This is a genomic window from Rhabdobacter roseus (genome assembly GCF_014202275.1).
Classification (GTDB): Bacteria; Bacteroidota; Bacteroidia; order Cytophagales; family Spirosomataceae; genus Rhabdobacter; species Rhabdobacter roseus.
The window spans coordinates 1-19,283 of the sequence record NZ_JACHGF010000013.1 but is presented as its reverse complement, the minus strand read 5'-3'; the positions used below and the strand labels follow the sequence as shown (position 1 = coordinate 19,283).

Genomic DNA, 19,283 nt, shown 5'->3' with positions numbered 1-19,283 from the left:
CCTAGGATGGAAAAGTGGATTCTCTATGCCCTGATTTCGATGGTCTTCGCAGGCCTGACGTCGGTGGTCGCCAAGTTTGGCATGAAGGACATGAGCAGCGACTCGGCGCTGGTCGTGCGCACGGCGGTTGTTTTCGCCTTCGTAACGGTAAATGCTTTTTTATTCAAAAACGCCTTCAGTGAAATCCGAAAAGCCGCCCCGCGCGACTTATGGATACTGGCTTTTTCGGGGCTTTGCACTACGGTGTCGTGGGTTTTCTACTACCGCGCCATGAAGGAAGGCCCGGTATCCTATGTGGCCTCGATCGACAAAGCCAGTATCCTCGTTACGCTCGTCCTTTCGTTTCTTATACTGCGCGAGCCAGTCACTAGTAAAGTCCTGCTCGGAGCCGCTCTCATCTTTGCCGGAATGCTGGTTTTAGTATGGAAATAGTTAGAGCCACGACAGGGCCTTACTCGGCATGAGCATTATTGACTACCCCCCCTTATCGACAACCATTGAGCATGCATCAGGAACAACACCTCCGCAATTCCGACTTCATTACCGACGCCGTCATCGGCCTTTCCGACGGCCTGACCGTTCCCTTTGCCCTGGCGGCTGGGCTGAGCGGGGCGGTGGCTTCCAATGGTATCATTGTCACAGCGGGAATTGCCGAAATCGTGGCTGGATCCATAGCGATGGGTTTGGGCGGCTATCTGGCGGGCAAAACAGAAATCGAACACTACGACTCTGAACTGAGACGCGAACACAACGAAGTTGAGGCGGTCCCAGAAAAAGAGAAAGCAGAAATTCGGGACATTTTTGCCGACTACGGCTTGAGTGAGGATTCACAAACAAGGATTGTGGAGGAGCTGGCCAAGGACAAAGACAAATGGGTGGACTTCATGATGAAGTTCGAGCTGGGCCTGGAACGCCCGACGCTCAACCGCGCCCGCAACAGCGCCCTCACCATCGGCGGTGCTTACGTGCTGGGCGGATTCGTGCCGCTGCTGGGCTACTTTTTTACTGATCTACCGTTGCAGGGGCTGATGGTTTCCTCGGCGCTGACCATTGCTTGCCTATTTATTTTCGGATATTTTAAAGGTAAAGCCACCGGACAGCCGCCGATTAAAGGGGCATTTAAAGTTATGATCGTCGGCATTATTGCGGCGGGGGCAGCCTTTTTAGTCGCGCAGTTTCTCAACAACAACCTATAATTAATGGGTTGAGTGAGCCGCAATTATTAATGCCCCGGCTCTGTCTCTCACATCCCAATACAGTTTTCTTCCAGATTCTCCCCTTATCTTCGAGCCATGAAAATTCTCTTGGTAGAAGATGAAAAATTCCTGGCCGCCGCCATTCTGGACTTCATGCGGGCGGAGGGTCACGTATGCGAATGGGCGGCGGACGCACAGGCCGCCGACGAAAAAATCGACGTGTACGAATATGACTGCGCCCTGGTGGACATCATGCTGCCTAATGGCTCAGGCCTGGACTTGGTCAGAAAATTGAAGGAAACGCAGTCGCGGACGGGCATCATCATCATTTCGGCCAAGAACTCGCTCGACGACAAGGTGCGGGGCCTGGACCTGGGGGCCGACGACTATCTGACCAAGCCGTTCCACCTCTCCGAACTCAACGCCCGACTCAACGCGCTGCGGCGGCGGCGGCAGTTCGATGGCAGCCCCGAAATCGTTTTCGGCCCAATCAAGGTATTGCCCGACGCTAAGGAAGTCCGCGTGAGCGGCCAACCCGTGACGCTCACGCGCAAGGAATACGATCTGCTGGTGTACCTGATGTCTAATCCCGGACGCGTCTTGACCAAAGGAGCCATTTCGGAACACCTCTACGGCGATGACATCGACCAGGTGGATTGCTTCGACTTTCTGTATTCCCAGATGAAAAACCTGCGCAAGAAACTTGCCGAACAGGGTTGTCCCGACTACATCCAGACCATTTACGGCGTGGGCTACAAACTGACCGCATGAAACTGATCCACAAGGCCACCCGTTCATTTTTAATTGCCTGTCTGCTCGTGGCGGGGCTGGGTGGGGTGTTCTGTTTCTTTTTGTTGAAAAAAATATTCAGCGAAGAAGCCACCGAACAGCTCTACGCCCAGAAGAAGAAACTCACCGCTCACCTCCACCAGACCCGGCAAATGCCCGAAAACTGGTACGCGCTGACCGACAGCCTGGCCGTAGTACGGGTGAGCGAACCCGTAGCCGAAACGCTGACCGACACCCTGCTGGCCAACCCCCTCGAACCCGGCGAGTTGCTCGACTACCGAATTCTAACCTTCGGCGTTTCCGTGCTACCGTTAGACAATCCTGAAAGCGGAACCCGCCACTACAAAATCACGATTCAAAACCCGATCTACGAAACGGAAGACCTGAGTATGGCCGTTTTCACGATTTTTGCCGGGCTGATCGCCGCGTTGGTACTGGCTTTACTTTTGGTCAATTACTGGCTGTCCAACCGCCTTTGGCTCCCCTTTTACAAGACCCTGGACACGCTTTCGAAATTCAAAATCAACGAGGCGCAGCCGCTGACCTTCGCCCCGACTTCTACCAACGAATTCCAAACGTTGCAGACCCACCTGGATCAGCTTACGCGGCTGGTGCGGCAGGAGTACGCCAGTTTGAAAACTTTCACCGAAAACGCCTCGCACGAGCTGCAAACGCCGCTGGCCGTCATCAGTTCCAATCTGGAGCAACTGCTGCAGGCTCCCAACCTCACCCAGTCGCAACTGGAACAGATCGGCGGCTTGCTGGACACAACCGGACGGCTCGCCAGGATGAACCAAACGTTACTGTTGCTTACAAAAATTGATAACCGTCAGTTTGGGACGGTAGAGCGGGTAGATTTCAGCAAATCTTTGGGCGAAAAACTGACGCTTTGGGAAGCGCTCATTGAGCATAAGGGCATCAAGGTTGACCAACAAATCGAACCCGGCGTTGACATATTGGTCAACCCGCACCTGGCCGACGTAATGCTCAACAACCTGCTCACCAATGCCATCAAACACAACCTGCCGAACGGTAGGATCAGCGTGGCGCTCTGCCCGCAAAAACTAATCATCCGCAATACGGGCAATCCCCCCACCGTGCCGGTCGGCCAATTGTGGGAGCGTTTTCAGAAAGACAGTACCGACCAAAGCTCGCTGGGCCTGGGACTGGCGCTGGTCGCTAAAATATGTCAGAGCAGCGGCTTTCAGGTCAGTTATGAATACGCGCAGGGGTGGCACGAGGTGGTTTTGGCAATGGCAGATTCAACGGGCCAGCGATGACGAACCCTGGTTTTTTGGAACCCTCGAAGCCCACTACCCGGCAATTCCAGAATTCCTCCAGACTTTCCCCGTATTCTTGTCCAAAGTATCAATCAAAAGGAAACAAGTTGAAAAATAGCATACTATCGACAGCGACAGTATTACTTGGCTCGCTGCTACTCTCAATATCACCTGGATTCCAGGCCAGAGCGCAAACACCCACTGTGACTATTTCCGGGGCAATCATCGAACAGAAGGCAAAGGCCGCGATGCCTTACGTCAATGTGATCTTGAAAACGGAAAAGGACTCGGCCTTCGTGTCGGGAACGGTTACCGACGAGGCGGGGCGGTTTACGCTGGCCTCGGTCAAGCCGGGCAGCTACCGCCTGGAATACTCCCTCATCGGCTACGCCACCCAACGCCAGCCGCTCTACGTCGGCAGCCTGACCAGTTTCCTGGATGTCGGCACCGTCGAACTGGCCGAGGACGCCCGGCTGCTGAACGAAGTCGTGGTCACGGGCCAGCAGCAGGGGCTGGGCGACAAGATGGACAAGAAGACCTTTTCCGTCGCCGACAACATCAGCCAGGCGGGCGGCTCGGTGCTGCAGGCCATGCAGAACCTGCCGGGCGTGGCCGTGCAGGACGGCAAGGTGCTGCTGCGCGGAAGCGACCGCGTGGCCGTGCTGATGGACGGCAAGCAAACCGCCATCACGGGCTTCGGGAATCAACAGGGGCTGGACAACATCCCGGCCTCGGCCATCGAGCGCATCGAGATCATCAACAACCCCTCAGCCAAGTACGACGCCAACGGCAACGCCGGGATCATCAATATCATTTACAAAAAGAATAAGCAGGAAGGCTTCAACGGCAAAGCAGGCTTCTCGACGGGTCTGGGGGCGCTGTGGGTCAAGCGCGGGAACCTGCCCGGCATCCGTCCGCAGTACCAGGCCACGCCGAAGATCAACCCTTCCCTCTCGCTCAATTACCGCAAGAATAAGGTGAATGCCTTCTTTCAGGGCGACTACCTCTACACCCAAACGCTGAACAAGAACGAGTTCGTCACGCGCACCTACGACGACGGCACCGTCATCGACCAGCAGACCAAGCGCAACCGCAATACCACCTTCATCACCACCAAGGCGGGTATCGACTGGAATATCAACGACTCCAACCTGTTGACCATTTCGGGCCTGTTCGGGAGTGAAAAAATCATCGACCGGGGCGACGAGCCGTTTTTCACCGAAAACCTGACCAACCGCTACCGCCTTTGGCAGTTCCTGGAAGACGAACTGAAAACCACCGTGGTAGCCTCGGCGGCCTACCAGCACAAGTACGCCCAGCCCGGCCACCTGCTGAACCTGGGTTTCAACTATACCTTCCATCGCGAGGACGAGAAGTACTTCTTCACCAACACGCTGCCTTCCTTTACCGGAAAGGACTCCTTCAAACTGCTGTCCGACGAAAATGTGGCCGACCTGACGCTCGATTACGTGCGCCCGCTGCGCTACGGTCGCGTCGAGGGCGGCTTCAAGTTCCGCCGCCGGGTGATTCCCACCAACATGCAGTTCTTTCCGGGCCTAAACTCGCCGCTCGATTCGCTGGCGGGGGGCAAGGCCACCTACGGTGAGACGATTCCGGCGCTGTACGGAAACTACGTGTTCGAGAATCAGAAATTCGAGGCCGAGGTCGGGCTGCGGGTGGAGTACTTCAGGCTGCGCTACGTGGTCGATCCCAACCACCCGACTTACCAAAGCGATGGATACAGCTACACGCAACCCTTTCCGAACGTGCGGCTGGCCTATAAACTCAACGAGCGCAACAAGCTGTCGCTCTTCTACAACCGCCGCGTGGATCGCCCCAACGAGGTCGATATTCGTATTTTCCCCAAGTACGACGATGCCGAGATCATCAAAGTCGGCAATCCGGCCTTGGGCGCGCAGTTCACCAACACCTTCGAGCTGGGCTTCAGGGCGGGCCTGAACCGGGGCTATTTCTACACGGCGCTCTACCACCGCCAGGCGGATGGCACCATCACCCGGATCGGCAGCACGGTGCCGGGCAGCACGATCATCTACAACATTTTCCAGAACGCGGGCCGCAGCTACAATACGGGTCTGGAGGTCGTCTTTTCGCAGGAAATAAGCAAAGCCCTGTCCTTCAACCTGAACCTCAACGGCTACCGCAATCAGATCGACGCTTTCACAGTACGGAACCTGTATCCCGTTCCGAACACGTTCACGGCGGCAAGGCAGGAAATGTTTTCGGGCAACGTGAAATTAAACAGCACTTTGCGTTTGCCTAAGGGACTGGACGCGCAGTTGACGGCCATCTACCTGGCCCCCGACCTGGTCCCGCAGGGCCGCATCGGCAGCCGCTTCTCGCTCGATGCCGGGGTGAAAAAGACGCTCAACAAGGGCCGCGACGAGCTGTTCATCAATGCCACCGACCTGCTGAACACGATGGTGATCCGCAAGACGGTGAACGGCCAGGGATTCAGCTACGTCAGCAACGACTACTACGAAACGCAAGTAATTCGGGTGGGCTACACCCGCAAATTCTGATGGGAGAAGCACTATCGATCCGCCTGAAAAAGGCATTCCGCTTTCTGGATTTCCAGGACGACCGGAAAAAGGCCATTCATGTATTTATCTTTCTCACGGCACTCTTTGTGCTATTGACGGCCTTCGTACTCATTCTGCCAAAGTCATTCATTGACCTGGAATTTTCGGAAGAGGTGCAGGAACACCCCAGCCCCTGGCTGGACGCTCTGATGAAAGGAGTTAGCTGGTTCGGTAACCAAATCGTGGCGATTAGTCTGACCTTAGGTACCTCGCTGATTTTCCTTCTGTTCAAATATAAGAGGGAGGCCCTGTTCATTGCCCTGACCCTGCTGGCGTCGCTGGCAAATTTCGGCATGAAGGTGTTGGTCAATCGTCCACGACCAACGGACGACCTGGTGAACGTGCTGGTAAAGGCCCAACACCAGAGTTTTCCCAGCGGACACACGGTTTTTTACGTCACATTTTTCGGATTTCTGGTGTACCTCATGTACCAGTTGCGCGGTATCGATAAGCGGTTGCGCCTTTCGGTCGGGGCGGTCAGCGTACTGCTGATCGCGGCGGTGCCTTTTTCCAGGGTTTACCTGGGAGCGCACTGGTTTACCGATGTGCTGGCGGGCTTTGTTTTCGGGCTGCTTAGCTTGGCGGTTCTGGTTTATTTTTACTTTAAAGGGGGAGGAAAAGGTGTATCATGCTCACAAAAACCAAACTATGGTCCCGCGAATTGAAGCGAAAGCTCATTATCATGCACTTGGCTCAACAGGATAAACGGACGCCCTGGTACGCCAAAGCCCTGATCCTGATGATCATTGCCTATGCCCTCAGCCCGATCGATCTGATACCCGATTTCATTCCGGTGTTGGGTCTGTTGGACGACCTGATTCTGCTCCCAATTGCCATTTACCTGGTCATCAAACTCATTCCGTCCCAGGTTATCCGCGATGTGACGCAAAGGGCCGAGTCCTATGAATGGTCCAAAGAGCGGAACTGGGTTGGGTTGGCTTTCATCGTGGCCGTGTGGGTGGTGTCGGCCTTCTTCCTCTATCAATATTTTGCCCGATAATCAACGCCGGGCTACCCGTGACAAAGCGCTCATGGAATAATATTTGTAGCCAGGGCAGGAGCATACTGCCCGTTTCTCAGCCCCCGGGCATTCTTTGTAGTTTCCCAAAAGAGAATGCCTAATCCTTCAATCATGGAAAACCTTTCCAGCGTAGCATTGTACGCCACCATCGCCGCCGCAGCCTTACTGGTAGGCGGCATTATAGCCATCCTGAGAAAGCCGGGAATCCGCATGAGGAGCGTCATCTTGCACTTCGCGGCGGGCGTCATCTTCTCGGTGGTGGCCGTCGAGCTTCTGCCCGACATCATGGAGCGGCACATCATATGGGAGATCGTCGTCGGCTTCGGGGCAGGCGTGGCGCTGATGCTGGCCCTGCGGTACTTCCTTGAACCCGCCGAAGAAGCCCCCGACGGCGGGGGATTTCCCACCGCGCTCATCGCCATCATCGCCGTCGATCTGCTGGTGGACGGCGTCATTATGGGAATCGGGTTCATATCCGGCACAGAAACCGGCACATTGCTGGCGATTGCCATTTCCATCGAGCTGGCCGCGCTGGGCATGGCCACCGCCACCTCGCTGGGAAGCCGGAGTGTGACCACCAGAACCGCCGTGCTGTGCCTGGTTGGACTCGCCCTGCTCGTCTTCGTCAGCGCCGTGCTGAGTGCGTGGCTGCTGGGGGGCATCCCCGATGCCTACCTGGAAATCGTGCTGTCCTTCGGTTTGGCGGCGTTGCTCTTTCTGGTCACCGAGGAACTGCTCGTAGAGGCGCACGAGGGTAGCCAGTCACCCCTTATCACGGCGGCCTTTTTCGCCGGGTTTCTGCTGTTCATGCTACTGCCGGGCTAACCGCCGCCCTCATCTTTCTTCCCTTTTGGAGTAGAAGAGACAATTTCATTTTCAAGAAAAAAGCTGAATCATTTATACATGGAAAAGATCAAGATGCAAATCCCCGTCGTCCTGCCCGGGGTTCCCGACGAAAAGGACGCGTGCGTGACCCGGCTCATCCAACGGATGGAGCAGCAGGATGCCATTCAGAAAGCGCACGTAGCCGAAGGCAAAGACGGGCAAGGTCCGCAACTTTGCTTTCACTACGATCCCGACCTTCTCTCAATGGACCGTATCCGCTCGATCGCTCGGCAGGAAGGCGAAGACCTCACCCGCGATTTCGGCCACCTGCTGGTGGGAGTAGAAGGCGTACGGCACACCCGCCACGCCCGGCAAATCGAGCGTAGCCTGCGCCGACACGAGGGCCTGCTGGACGTTTCCGTTTCGGCCTCCGGCCCGGTGCGGATCGAATACGACAAAACGGTCACCAGCGGCGCGGCCATCCGGCAACTGCTGCGGGATGAAGGTTTGCGGGTAGCTGACAAAGACGAAGAAACAGCCAATACCCGGAAAACCACTCCCGCGGAATCCCCCGACCACATTCACAAGGAGGGCGCCGGACACGACCACGCCGAGGACAAGGCGCACGAACACAGCGAGGGCGACGGGCACGAACACGGCGGGATTCTGGGGAAGAATACGGAACTCTACTTCTCGCTCATCTGCGGCGCGCTGCTGGGTGCCGGCTTCGGGCTTTCGTACGTGGACTCGGTACCCGCCTGGGTGAGTCTGGCGCTGTACATCGGGGCTTACGGCTTCGGCGGGTACTTCACGGCGAAGGAAGCCTTCGAGACGATCCGGGCGGGGGGCTTCGAAATCGACTTCCTGATGCTGGTGGCCGCCGTCGGGGCGGCCATTCTGGGCGAGTGGGCCGAAGGGGCCCTGCTGCTGTTCCTGTTCAGCCTGGGGCATGCTTTGGAAAACTACGCGATGGGCAGGGCCCGCAAGTCCATCGCCGCCCTGGCCGACCTGGCCCCCAAAACGGCCCTGCTGAAGAAGGACGGCAGAACCGAAGAGGTAGGCATCGAGACCCTGGCCGTGGGCGATGTCATCGCGGTAAAGCCCAACAGCAAAATCTTCGCCGACGGCGTGGTGGTGGACGGCAGTTCCAGCGTAAACCAGGCCCCCATCACGGGGGAAAGCGTCCCGGTGGACAAAACCGCCGTGGCTGATCCGGCCAAAGAGTACACGGCCCAGGACGACATCAGGGACGAAAACCGGGTGTTCGCCGGGACGATCAACGGCAACAACACCCTGGAGGTGAAAGTCATCAAGGCCGCCAGCGACTCCACACTCTCGCGGCTGGTGAGGCTGGTCAACGAAGCCCAGACCCAGAAATCGCCCACCCAGCGCTTCACCGACAAGTTCGAGAGGTACTTCGTCCCGTCGGTGCTGGGGCTGGTCGCCCTCCTCAATCTGGCTTTCCTGGTGGTGGACGAGCCGTTCAGCACCAGTTTCTACCGGGCGATGGCCGTGCTGGTGGCGGCCAGCCCGTGCGCCCTGGCGATCTCGACGCCCAGCGCGGTGCTGAGCGGCGTGGCGCGGGCCGCCCGGGGGGGCGTCCTGATCAAGGGCGGCCGCCCCCTGGAAGACCTGGGCGTGCTGACGGCGCTGGCCTTCGACAAAACCGGCACCCTGACCGAGGGCAAACCCAAGCTCACCGAAGTGGTGCCTTTTGGCGAAATGACGAAGGACGACCTGCTCAAAACAGCGGTAGCCGTCGAAAATCTGAGCGACCACCCGCTGGCCAAAGCCGTGGTGCGCGACGGGAAGGAACGCCTGCCGGATACCAGTATCCCCGAGGCCAAAAACCTGGAAGCCGTGCAGGGAAAGGGCATCAAGGCTATGCTGGGTCAGGATAAAATTTACATCGGCAACCTTGAACTGTTCGAAACCCTGGATGATAAAAAGCCGTCTCCAGAGGTTGTGGAGAAGATACGCGCTATGGAAGCGGAGGGGCAGACGACCATGCTCATCCGGCGCAACGACGACTACATCGGCGCGCTGGCCCTGATGGACACGCCCCGCCCGGAAGCCAGGGCTACACTGGCCGAGTTGAAAGAGCTGGGCATCCGCCGGATGATCATGCTCACGGGCGACAACCAGAAGGTCGCCGACGCCGTAGCCAAAGAGATCGGCCTGACCGACGCCTGGGGCAGCCTGCTGCCGGAAGAAAAGGTGGATGCGATCAAAAAGCTCAAAGAGGAAGAAGCCAAGGTGGCGATGGTCGGCGACGGGGTCAACGACGCCCCCGCAATGGCCAATAGCACGGTGGGCATTGCGATGGGAGCCGCCGGGTCGGACGTGGCCCTGGAAACCGCCGACATCGCCCTGATGGCCGACAAGCTCGAAACGCTGCCCTTCGCCATCGGCCTCAGCCGGAAGGCGCGGGCCATTATCCGGCAGAACCTGTGGGTGAGCCTGGGCATCGTGGCCATGCTCATCCCGGCGACGATCCTGGGCGTGGCCAATATCGGCATCGCGGTGGTCGTTCACGAAGGCTCAACCCTGCTAGTGGTCTTCAACGCCCTCAGGTTGTTGGCTTACAAGAAATAGGAATGAGGAGCCTGAAACCGCTGATTGTTATTTTCACAACCCGCACTAAACCCGATGCCGAAAGACAATAAAAGCAGCAGCACCAAAACGGCCTTTTTCCTTAACCTGGCCTTCACCGTGCTGGAACTGGCCGGGGGGCTGATCTCCGGGAGCATCGCCATCATCGCCGACTCGCTGCACGATTTCGCCGACAGCCTCTCCCTGGGGCTGGGCTGGTACTTCGAGCATAAAGCCGAAAAGGAAAAAAGCAACGAGCGGTACACCTACGGCTATCAGCGTTTTTCCCTTTTGGGTGCCCTGGTGAACGCACTCGTGCTGGTGCTGGGGGCCGTTTACATATTCTACGCCAGCATCCGGCGCATCCTTGACCCGCAGATGCCCGACGTGCCGTGGATGATCGGAATCGCCGTGCTGGGCATCGTCCTGAACGGAATCGGGGTCTGGAAACTCAGATCAGGCAAATCCCTCAACAAGCAGGTCATGACCATCCACCTGCTGGAGGATTCGCTCGGCTGGCTGGCGGTACTGGCCGTCAGCATTATCCTGCTGTTCAAGGAACTGCCCATCCTCGACCCCATCCTGGCCATTGTCATCAACCTGGCGGTGCTGGTCATGATCTCGTTCAAATTGGTCGATGTGGTGAAGATTTTTCTTCAAAGGGTGCCGGAAGGCGTGAACGTGCCTCTGCTTGAGCAAAAGGTGCTGTGCCTGGACGGGGTGGAGCTAATCCGCCACTTCCACGTCTGGGGGCTGACCCAGAAGAAACTGGTGGTCACCCTCCATGTTAAGACCGGGGATCTGACCCCGGCCCGACAGAAAGCCCTCAGGCAGGAGATTCTGGGTGTTTTCGGGGATCTGGACACGGAACACGTTACCATCGACTTCGAGGAGTTCACCCGGTACGTTGAAAAACTCTTCGAGAACCAGGCACACCGGCTCGACCCGCTGGAGGACGGTGTCCGCAACAAGGTGCTGCGCTTGGCTGAGGACCGCCACGCCCGGACGAACTGCAGCAGGGAGGAGGCTCTGGAGCGGGCCATCGTCCAGGCGGAAATGGAACAGCATAAGCTGTAAACGCCAGCCGTCATCTGCCGATCTCGCCTGAACACCGCAACCAGCCCGTAGGGTAGGCCAAAAACACCCCGCAATCCCACAGGTTGCGGGGTGTTTTGTTGTTACCTCTGAACTTCTTGTTTTGCCAGACGATGGGCTCAATATGGCAGTAGAATAAATCGGCAAGTCGAAAATAATTTTCTATCAAGTTCTGATTATTTTTTTGGCTAGTCTAAAATTATATTTAGATTATAAATATTCTTGCTACATTTGCTGATGGTTTCGTTAACCCCGCTGTTAATCTTACCCTATTTAACCATTGGCATTCAACCACATACGATCAGTTTATTTTGAGAAAAACTACTCTTTCATTTCTACTTAGTGTCGCGTCGTTTGTCTTTGCCATTATTGCCTGCAAGGAAATGGGTCCCACCGCCCCCAGGGAAGACGAACTACTCGATGGTCCGGTAGCAGGACTTACCCCGGCGCAATCGGCCCGGCACCTGGCTGGTGACATTGCCTTCAACGATGAAATATTCACGCCTGAGACGGGACTTGGGCCGGTGTTCGTGGCCAATAGCTGCGGCAGTTGCCACCCTGGTGATGGTAAAGGACATCCCTTTACCACGTTGATTCGCTTTGGCCACACCGATAGCTTGGGTCAAAACGAGTTCGACCACGGGTTTCAAATACAGAACCGGGCCATTCCGGGCTATGAACCTGAGCAACTGCCCGAAGGAACTCCCTTTGCTAAGTTTACCCCGCCCAGCAACTCCGGGCTGGGCTACCTTGAACTGGTAAGCGACGAAGATATTCTGGGTATGGCCGCTGCCAACGCCAAGAACCCCGATGGGGTGCGGGGACACCCAAACTGGAACCTGTTGCCCGGCTACGTTACGCCCCGCCCGAACAGCAGGCGGCAGGGAGATCGGTATATAACGCGCTTTGGTAAAAAAGGCAGTGTTTACAACCTGTTTCATCAGACGGTGGTAGCCTACAACCAGGACATGGGCATCACGTCGACTTTTGATCCGAGTGACGTGTACACGCTCAAATCCATCGATCCCGAAGTATCGGACAGGAAAGTGCGGGATGTAGTCTTCTACTTGCAAACGCTAAAAGCACCCATCCAGCGCAACCCTGATGACCCTGCCGTATTGAGAGGCCAGCAGTTGTTCGTGCAAACAGGTTGTGAAAGCTGCCACAAACAAACGCTGAAAACGGGATACTCGCCCGTGGCAGCCTTGGCCAACACCGAATTTCATCCCTACACAGACCTGCTCCTGCACAACATGGGGCCGGGCCTGGACGATGGCTACACGGAAGGCTCCGCTGGCGGAGCCGAGTGGCGTACCCCCCCGCTGTGGGGACTGGGGCTGGCCCAAAATTCGCAGGGCGGGCAGGTGTATCTTATGCACGACGGACGGGCACGCAGTATTAGGGAAGCCATCAGGATGCACGGTGGTGAGGCTGCCAGCATTCAAAAGCGTTTCGAGGAAATGCCCGCTGCCAGTCAGGCTGATGTCATTGCATTTCTTAAATCACTCTAAACCTATTCTTCATGAGGACACCGGATAAACTCGACCGGCAAACATTTTTGAAGACCTGCGGAGCCGTTTGCCTGGCAGCAGCGGGGCTTCCGGTGCTGGTGAGCAGTTGCAGAAGCGTGTACTACGCACAGAAGCCCGTCTTAAAAGGGAAAACCATTGAACTCAGCCGGAGCGAATTCGAGCAGGTGAGCAAAAAGGGAGTGACCACGCTGCGCAACTACGTGCTGGTGGAGCTGCCGGGTCAGACCTTTCCTATTTATCTGCACCGCACGGGCGACGCCTTCACGGCTGTATTGATGAAGTGTTCGCACCAGGGCAACGAGCTGAACGCCCACGAGGGCTTTCTCACCTGCCCAGCCCACGGTAGTGAATACGATGCGCAGGGCCACGTAACGGAAGGCCCCGCCGACCGGGACCTCACAGCTTACCGTGTAACGGCTGATAACCAGAAAATTTACATCCTTATCGCCTGACTTACATGAGAAACAAACTTTTACCCGTATGCCTGCTGGTCGCCACATCGATCTTTGGTCAGGTTCCAGTCGATACGACCAGCAATGCCAAAATGGACGCGCTGTTTGGCCGGGATACGACGCTGCATACGCCCAAAGACGAAAAGATGAACCTTGATGCCGTTTATAACCGGCCCTTTCTGCGGCCCGGCAAACTGCCCATTTCGAAAGGGGGCTACGTGGAAGCCAACACGCAGTACGCCAATACCGACGGGGTTAGTGAGGGGCTGTCGTTTCAGATGCGCCGGATGACGATTTTCATGGCTGCGACCATCAACCGGCGCATCAAGTTTTTGACTGAAATCGAGTTTGAAGACGGTACCAAAGAAATCAATATCGAATTTGCCTCGGTCGATTTCCAGTTCAACTCCCTGCTCAACCTGCGTACCGGCATCCTGATGAATCCGATTGGCTCGTTCAACCAGAATCACGACGGCCCCAAATGGGAATTCGTTGACCGGCCCCTCTCATCCACCCGTATTATTCCCTCCACCTTCAGTAACGTGGGATTTGGGCTATACGGAAAAAAATACACCCGCAACTGGGTATTTGCCTACGAATGTTACCTGACCAACGGCTTTGACAATTCAATCATCGCCAATACGCAAAACCGGACGTTCCTGCCCGCAGCCAAGGTCAACCCCAACCGATTCGAGGAGAGTTTCAACGGGGTGCCTCTGGTTACGCTGAAAGCAGCCGTAAAACGGCGCAAATTCGGGGAAATTGGTTTGTCGTGGATGGGGGGCGTGTACAATAAATTTCGGGACGACGGCCTGGTTCTGGATCAGCGTAGGCGGGTCGATGTATGGGCGGTGGATTTCAATACGGTGCTGCCCGGCTCGCGCACGTATCTCAATGGCGAGTTTGTCTGGGCGCGGGTAGATGTACCTTCCACCTATTCACAGCAGTTTGGCCGTCGTCAGCAGGGGGGCTGGCTTGATGTGGTGCAGCCGGTGCTGCGGGGCCGGATGCTGGGCTGGAACACGGCCACACTGAACGTGGCGGCCCGCTTAGAGCGTGTGGACTATAACGTAGGCACATTCAACGAAACGAACGAAAACATCTACGATGAAATCTGGTCCGTTGTACCCGCCATTAGTTTCCGTCCGTCGCCCACCACGGTGATTCGGGCCAACTACCGCTACCAGTGGGACACCGATATACTGGGCAACCCGCCCGCCCGCACGGCCATCTTTCAGGTTGGCTTCTCTACTTATTTCTAACTTTTTTGTGGGTGAATACTGCCCGCCAATGATGACCTGCGTGTCCAGCAGAGAAAACTGCTTGGAGCTGTGGGTAGCTACCATCGTCACCCTGCCAGGCCTGACGATTCAGGGTCTTCTTTCACCCGTGCAGCGGTAGGCAGCCCCCAGGTACAGTTCCTCGAATTCGACTGTCTTCATGGACTTTTCCACCGACTTCCAGGGACGGAATTGCTCGTACTCCCGGCTCACGCCGAACGGTTTGTAATCTATAAAATGTATTTCCCCTTTTTCAATCATGGGGGTGCCGGAAGACCGGATGTTTCAGACCGATTTCCTCTGGATCCTGACCGCGTTCATAATGGCCAGCAGGGCCACGCCGACATCGGCGATGACGGCCTCCCAGAGTGTGGCCACGCCGCCTGCCCCCAGCAGCAGCACAATCACCTTCACTCCCATCGCCAGTCCGATGTTCTGCCACACGATGCCCTTGGTGATCTTGCCAATTTTAATGGCTGTCACGATTTTAGCGGGCTGGTCATTCTGGATGACGATGTCCGCCGTCTCGATGGTGGCGTCGCTGCCCAGGCCGCCCATGGCAATCCCGGCGTCGGCCAGGGCGATCACCGGGGCGTCGTTGACCCCGTCGCCGACAAAGGCGATGTGCCTCCCCTCGTTTTTCAGCACCTCGACCTTTTTCACCTTGTCCTCGGGCAGCAAGTCGCCGAAGGCCTCGTCCATCCCGACCGTGCGGGCCACCTTCTCCACCACGCTCTGCTTGTCGCCGCTCAGCATGACCGACCTGATGCCCATTTCACTGAGTTGTTCGACCGTTTGTTTCGCATCCTCCTTGATCTCGTCAGAAATGAGGATGTAGCCCGCATACCGCCCGTCCACCGCCACGACCACCACCGTATCGGCCTCCCGGTCAATGGCCCCGTCGTACTTCACCCCAAACTTGCGCAGCAGCCTGGTGTTTCCGGCCAGCACCTCCCTGCCGTCCACGGTTCCTTTCAAGCCGTGGCCCGGCACTTCCTCCACGTCCCCTACCTCGGCCCCTTCCGGGCTATTCCCGGCGTAACGGGTGACGGCCAGCGCAATCGGGTGAGTAGACTTGCTCTCAATGGCGGCAGTGAGCCTGACCAGTTCCTTTTCGTCAATGCCGTCGGCCACCACTTCCTGCACGTTGAACACCCCTTTGGTGAGGGTTCCGGTCTTGTCCATGACCACCGTGTCCACTCCCGTCATCACGTCGAGGAAGTTGGAACCCTTGAACAGGATGCCGTTCTTCGAAGCCAACCCGATGCCCCCGAAGTAACCCAGCGGGATCGAGACCACCAGGGCGCATGGGCAGCTTATCACCAGAAAGACCAGGCCCCGGTAGAGCCAGTCCCGGAAGACGTAGTCGGAAACGAAGAAGTAGGGCAGCACCACCAGCAGGACAGCCAGCGCAAACACGATGGGCGTGTAAACTTTGGCGAACCGGGAGATGAAAAGCTGGGTGCGGGACTTGCGGGCCGTGGCGTCCTGCACCATTTCCAGGATACGGCTGAGCTTGCTGTCGCGGAACAAGGCGCGGACATTCACCTCGGCCACGGTGTTCAGGTTGATCATCCCGGCCAGCACCTGCTCGCCCTTTTCTTTGGAATCGGGTTTGCTCTCACCCGTCAGGGCAGCGGTGTTGAAGGTGGCCCGCTCGGACAGCAGCTCACCGTCCAGCGCCACCTTCTCGCCGGGCTTTACCTGGATGGCCTCGCCTATCTCGACTTCAGAGGGTTCCACCGTCTGCACCCTTCCCTGACGGATCACATCCACGGTGTCGGGCCGGATGTCGAGCAGGGCCTTGATGCTTCGCTTGGCCCGGTTCACGGCGGCGTCCTGGAACCACTCGCCGATGGCGTAGAACACCATGACCGCCACGCCTTCGCTGTACTCCCCAATGGCGAACGCGCCGAGGGTGGCCACGCTCATCAGGAAGAACTCGTTGAATATGTCGAGCCGCCTGGCCTTCCTAAAGGCCAAGTCCAGCACCTTGTAACCTGCCAATAAGTAAGCGGTAAGGTAAATTGCCAGGCGCGGCAGTTCGCCGGGCACGGCCCCGAAGCCGTATTCGGCGGTGAGCATCACCGCCAGGATGAGCAGCGACAGCAGCAATGGCCAGTGGGTGAGCCAGTCGCTGGCCTCGCCCCCGTGGCGGTGGGAATCGTGTTTTTTTACTGGTTTTTGTATCATGGTTTATTGGGTTTCTTAAAATTCAGTGAAAAAATTAAAGGCCGCCAGCCCGCAGAGCGTCATCCCGGTGATAAGTTGCTCGTTGTGCCGCAGCCAGCCGATGTCCAGCTTCTCCAGCCCCCGCTGTCCCAGCCCGACCATTGCGAGCATGCCGGCCAGGGTGAGGACATTATATAAGGCTGCCAACACGGCCACGGCGCGCCAGCTCATCGTCCCCGCGCTGAGGAAATAAGCGCTGATCTCGAAACAGGGCGAAAAGAACATGACGACCACCAGCGACAGCAGCAGCCGTCGGTGGCTTCTGCCCCTTGCATTCCCCGCTTCCAGATGGGTGTGGGAGTGGCCCAGGTAATGCTGCATGACAAACCACAGCCCGAGGATCAACAGCAGCAGCGGGACAATTCGCCCGGCGATCAGTTGCTGGCTGCCGGAGAGCTGGAACCCCGCGTAGCTGACCAGCAGGCCGAAAATCGTGGTGCTCAGCGTGTGGGCGGTACCCGCCAGGAAAGTGGTTCGCAATAGGGTCGCCCGATCCCATCCCCGGGCGTTGCCAATCGTGACGAAGGGCAGCCAGTGGCTGGGGATTACCGCGTGGATGAAGCTGAGGACGATGCCGCCCAGAATGATTTGTTCCATGGGTCATTGTCAGTGGCCTTCCCCCTCCTCCTCCGAATTTTTAAGTTTCGACAACAGGGCATAGGCTCCCTTCATTACGACTTCACGGCTTCGGTCGAAATCCTTCGGCAGCGTCACCTGCGCGTAGCCGTTTTCCGTCACGCCCCGGGCTACCTCCACCATCTCGAAAGTGCGGTTGTCGGCGGAATCGGCCCGGACGAAGATGTAGGGCCTGCCCTCGAAATCCACGATCGCCTCCTCCGGCAGGGCGGGCACTGGGCTGGCACCAGTCTCGATCACGGCCCGCACGAAGTTGTTGGGCAGCATGCCGTGGTCGTCGTGGTCGAGGTGGCCGTGGATCCTGACGGTGCGGTCCTCGTTTATTTTCTGGTTGATCAGGTACACCTTGGCCAGGTGCTGTTTCGCCGGATCGTTGCTGAGCGTGAAGCGGATGGTCTGGCCGATCTTTATTTTCGGCACGTCGTCCTCGAAGACGGAAATTTCCACGTGCAAATGCTCCGTGTCCACGATCTCGAACATGACATCGGTCGGGTTGACGTACATGCCCAGGTTGACGTTGACCACCGTCACCGACCCGCTGATGGGCGAAACGACCGGGAATCGGGTCACCAAGTTGCCGTCGGCGAACGACTTGGGGCTAATGCCGGCGATTTGCAGCCGCCCCTTCAATCCCGCCAGCCGGGCTTTCTGGGTCTTGGCGTCCGCCGTGGCCTGCTGCAGCACCTTGCGGGCGTTGACGTTCTCGCGGCTCAGTTCGGTCTGGCGGGCGAGTTCGAGTTCGGCGTATTCCAGTTGGCTGGCCGTCTCGAGGTAGTCCTGCTGCATCTTGATGAGGTCGGGGTTCTCGATGGTGGCCACCACCTGCCCTTTCCGCACCCGCTTGCCCTGCAGCAGGTCGGTGCTGCGGACGAAGCCGCCGTAAGGGGCCGAAATGCTGACCAGGTTCTGGGGGGGAGTGTCGATGACGCCGTTGGCCACCACCGTGCCGCTCAGGCTGCGCTCCGTCACCAGGCCGGTGGCGATCCCCGCCGTCTCGTACTGCGCTTTGGTCAGCTCGACCCGGTTTTCGTCCCCCTCCTCATGGGGTGCTGAGGTGGCCTCCCCGCCCTCGACTTCCGTCGTCGGGGTATTGTCACAGGCGAAAAGGCCCGCCAGCAGGGCCAGGATAATCAGTAGGTTTTTCATTTGGTTCTTGTCTTTATGTATAAAAAATGGGGTGTATGCGCGGGCTGGTCACTGGCCCAGCAGGAATTCTATTTCGATGACGACCCGGTTGTGTTCATCGAGCAGGTCCAGGTACCGCGACTGAATGTCCAGCGCCCGGTTGAGGGCCTGGGCGAACTCGAGATAGCCGATCTCACCCGCCTCGTAGGCCAGAGTGGCTTTCGCCCGGATCTCCCCAGCCAGAGGCAGGTTCTGCTCCTCGTACAGAGTCAGGCTCTGTTCGGTGGCCTGGTAAGCACGCACCGCCTGCCTCAGTTGGGTGCCGAGTTGAATCTCCGCCACGGCCAGTTGATTGCGGGCGAGTTCCTCGCTGATCCTGCCCGCCTCGATCCGCGCTTTGGACGCGCCCCGGAAAATGGGTATGGCCAGCCCCGCCTCGACGCTGTGGAAGCGTTTGCCCGCCCCATAGAACACGTCCGCACCGTTGCGGCGGTAATCGCCGATCAGCGACTGGTTGAGGTACCCCACTTTGAACTGGGGAAGCAGGGTCGTTTTTTCCAGGTCCGTGGACCGGCTCGCGATGAGGAGCTCCTGCCGGGCGAGCCGCAGGTAGGGGTTGGACGAAATT

At 57.7% G+C, this 19,283-nt stretch carries 18 protein-coding genes; 13 read left to right on the top strand and 5 right to left on the bottom strand.

Features of this window, described 5'->3' with window-relative positions:
• The first annotated feature begins 6 nt into the window (after positions 1-6).
• The 13 genes from HNQ92_RS25145 (at position 7) to HNQ92_RS25085 (ending at position 14,644) form a co-directional block, all read left to right on the top strand.
• Positions 7-432: an EamA family transporter gene (locus tag HNQ92_RS25145; protein WP_184178652.1), complete on the top strand. Its 426-nt coding sequence runs from the start codon at positions 7-9 to the stop codon at positions 430-432.
• A gap of 71 nt (positions 433-503) precedes the next feature.
• Positions 504-1,196, top strand: coding sequence for a VIT1/CCC1 transporter family protein (locus HNQ92_RS25140; protein WP_184178651.1), 693 nt, complete (start codon positions 504-506; stop codon positions 1,194-1,196).
• Positions 1,197-1,292: 96 nt separating this feature from the next.
• Positions 1,293-1,967 carry a response regulator transcription factor gene (locus tag HNQ92_RS25135; RefSeq protein WP_184178650.1) on the top strand — a complete coding sequence of 225 codons (675 nt, stop codon included), beginning with the start codon at positions 1,293-1,295 and terminating at the stop codon, positions 1,965-1,967.
• On the top strand, positions 1,964-3,265 hold the full coding sequence (locus HNQ92_RS25130) for a sensor histidine kinase (RefSeq protein ID WP_184178648.1): 1,302 nt from the start codon (positions 1,964-1,966) through the stop codon (positions 3,263-3,265). Before HNQ92_RS25135 ends, HNQ92_RS25130 begins: the two co-directional genes overlap by 4 nt.
• Positions 3,266-3,372: 107 nt before the next feature.
• Positions 3,373-5,805: a TonB-dependent receptor gene (locus HNQ92_RS25125; protein WP_425504315.1), complete on the top strand. Its 2,433-nt coding sequence runs from the start codon at positions 3,373-3,375 to the stop codon at positions 5,803-5,805.
• A complete protein-coding gene (locus HNQ92_RS25120) occupies positions 5,805-6,530 on the top strand; it encodes a phosphatase PAP2 family protein (protein ID WP_184178644.1) in 726 nt (241 codons plus the stop codon). The genes HNQ92_RS25125 and HNQ92_RS25120 overlap by 1 nt, the downstream gene beginning before the upstream one ends.
• Positions 6,494-6,865 carry a YkvA family protein gene (locus HNQ92_RS25115; protein WP_184178642.1) on the top strand — a complete coding sequence of 124 codons (372 nt, stop codon included), beginning with the start codon at positions 6,494-6,496 and terminating at the stop codon, positions 6,863-6,865. Before HNQ92_RS25120 ends, HNQ92_RS25115 begins: the two co-directional genes overlap by 37 nt.
• A 132-nt stretch (positions 6,866-6,997) precedes the next feature.
• Entirely contained in the window at positions 6,998-7,711 is a 714-nt protein-coding gene (locus tag HNQ92_RS25110; RefSeq protein WP_184178640.1) for a ZIP family metal transporter, read from the top strand.
• A gap of 78 nt (positions 7,712-7,789) precedes the next feature.
• On the top strand, positions 7,790-10,306 hold the full coding sequence (locus HNQ92_RS25105; RefSeq protein ID WP_184178638.1) for a heavy metal translocating P-type ATPase: 2,517 nt from the start codon (positions 7,790-7,792) through the stop codon (positions 10,304-10,306).
• Positions 10,307-10,360: 54 nt separating this feature from the next.
• The gene (locus HNQ92_RS25100) at positions 10,361-11,380 is read left to right on the top strand and encodes a cation diffusion facilitator family transporter (protein WP_184178636.1); all 1,020 of its coding nucleotides are present in this window, start codon (positions 10,361-10,363) and stop codon (positions 11,378-11,380) included.
• 329 nt (positions 11,381-11,709) lie between these two features.
• Positions 11,710-12,909, top strand: a complete 1,200-nt coding sequence (locus HNQ92_RS25095; protein ID WP_246440815.1) for a di-heme oxidoredictase family protein — start codon at positions 11,710-11,712, stop codon at positions 12,907-12,909.
• An 11-nt stretch (positions 12,910-12,920) separates the two neighbouring features.
• Positions 12,921-13,382: a QcrA and Rieske domain-containing protein gene (locus HNQ92_RS25090; protein WP_184178634.1), complete on the top strand. Its 462-nt coding sequence runs from the start codon at positions 12,921-12,923 to the stop codon at positions 13,380-13,382.
• 5 nt (positions 13,383-13,387) lie between these two features.
• Entirely contained in the window at positions 13,388-14,644 is a 1,257-nt protein-coding gene (locus tag HNQ92_RS25085; protein ID WP_221307542.1) for a hypothetical protein, read from the top strand.
• Between the two features lie 108 nt (positions 14,645-14,752).
• Here HNQ92_RS25085 and HNQ92_RS25080 read toward each other — a convergent pair whose 3' ends face one another.
• From HNQ92_RS25080 to HNQ92_RS25060, 5 genes are all read right to left on the bottom strand, one after another.
• Positions 14,753-14,923 carry a hypothetical protein gene (locus HNQ92_RS25080; RefSeq protein ID WP_184178632.1) on the bottom strand — a complete coding sequence of 57 codons (171 nt, stop codon included), beginning with the start codon at positions 14,921-14,923 and terminating at the stop codon, positions 14,753-14,755.
• Between the two features lie 24 nt (positions 14,924-14,947).
• Positions 14,948-16,855, bottom strand: coding sequence for a heavy metal translocating P-type ATPase (locus tag HNQ92_RS25075; RefSeq protein WP_184178630.1), 1,908 nt, complete (start codon positions 16,853-16,855; stop codon positions 14,948-14,950).
• Between the two features lie 15 nt (positions 16,856-16,870).
• Positions 16,871-17,491 (bottom strand): hypothetical protein, encoded by a 621-nt coding sequence (locus tag HNQ92_RS25070; protein ID WP_184178628.1) that lies wholly within the window; start codon positions 17,489-17,491, stop codon positions 16,871-16,873.
• A gap of 9 nt (positions 17,492-17,500) precedes the next feature.
• Complete coding sequence (locus HNQ92_RS25065) at positions 17,501-18,676, bottom strand: efflux RND transporter periplasmic adaptor subunit (protein ID WP_184178626.1); 1,176 nt, start codon at positions 18,674-18,676, stop codon at positions 17,501-17,503.
• Positions 18,677-18,724: 48 nt separating this feature from the next.
• On the bottom strand, positions 18,725-19,283 hold a 559-nt coding region (locus tag HNQ92_RS25060; protein ID WP_184178624.1), incomplete at its 5' end, for a TolC family protein.

Bases quoted from the DNA above. Each gene is read 5' to 3' on its own strand.
- HNQ92_RS25145 (WP_184178652.1), top strand. From the start codon at position 7: ATGGAAAAGTGGATTCTCTATGCCCTGATTTCGATGGTCTTCGCAGGC.
- HNQ92_RS25140 (WP_184178651.1), top strand. From the start codon at position 504: ATGCATCAGGAACAACACCTCCGCAATTCCGACTTCATTACCGACGCC.
- HNQ92_RS25135 (WP_184178650.1), top strand. From the start codon at position 1,293: ATGAAAATTCTCTTGGTAGAAGATGAAAAATTCCTGGCCGCCGCCATT.
- HNQ92_RS25130 (WP_184178648.1), top strand. From the start codon at position 1,964: ATGAAACTGATCCACAAGGCCACCCGTTCATTTTTAATTGCCTGTCTG.
- HNQ92_RS25120 (WP_184178644.1), top strand. From the start codon at position 5,805: ATGGGAGAAGCACTATCGATCCGCCTGAAAAAGGCATTCCGCTTTCTG.
- HNQ92_RS25115 (WP_184178642.1), top strand. From the start codon at position 6,494: ATGCTCACAAAAACCAAACTATGGTCCCGCGAATTGAAGCGAAAGCTC.
- HNQ92_RS25110 (WP_184178640.1), top strand. From the start codon at position 6,998: ATGGAAAACCTTTCCAGCGTAGCATTGTACGCCACCATCGCCGCCGCA.
- HNQ92_RS25105 (WP_184178638.1), top strand. From the start codon at position 7,790: ATGGAAAAGATCAAGATGCAAATCCCCGTCGTCCTGCCCGGGGTTCCC.
- HNQ92_RS25100 (WP_184178636.1), top strand. From the start codon at position 10,361: ATGCCGAAAGACAATAAAAGCAGCAGCACCAAAACGGCCTTTTTCCTT.
- HNQ92_RS25090 (WP_184178634.1), top strand. From the start codon at position 12,921: ATGAGGACACCGGATAAACTCGACCGGCAAACATTTTTGAAGACCTGC.
- HNQ92_RS25085 (WP_221307542.1), top strand. From the start codon at position 13,388: ATGAGAAACAAACTTTTACCCGTATGCCTGCTGGTCGCCACATCGATC.
- HNQ92_RS25080 (WP_184178632.1), bottom strand. From the start codon at position 14,923: ATGATTGAAAAAGGGGAAATACATTTTATAGATTACAAACCGTTCGGC.
- HNQ92_RS25075 (WP_184178630.1), bottom strand. From the start codon at position 16,855: ATGATACAAAAACCAGTAAAAAAACACGATTCCCACCGCCACGGGGGC.
- HNQ92_RS25070 (WP_184178628.1), bottom strand. From the start codon at position 17,491: ATGGAACAAATCATTCTGGGCGGCATCGTCCTCAGCTTCATCCACGCG.
- HNQ92_RS25065 (WP_184178626.1), bottom strand. From the start codon at position 18,676: ATGAAAAACCTACTGATTATCCTGGCCCTGCTGGCGGGCCTTTTCGCC.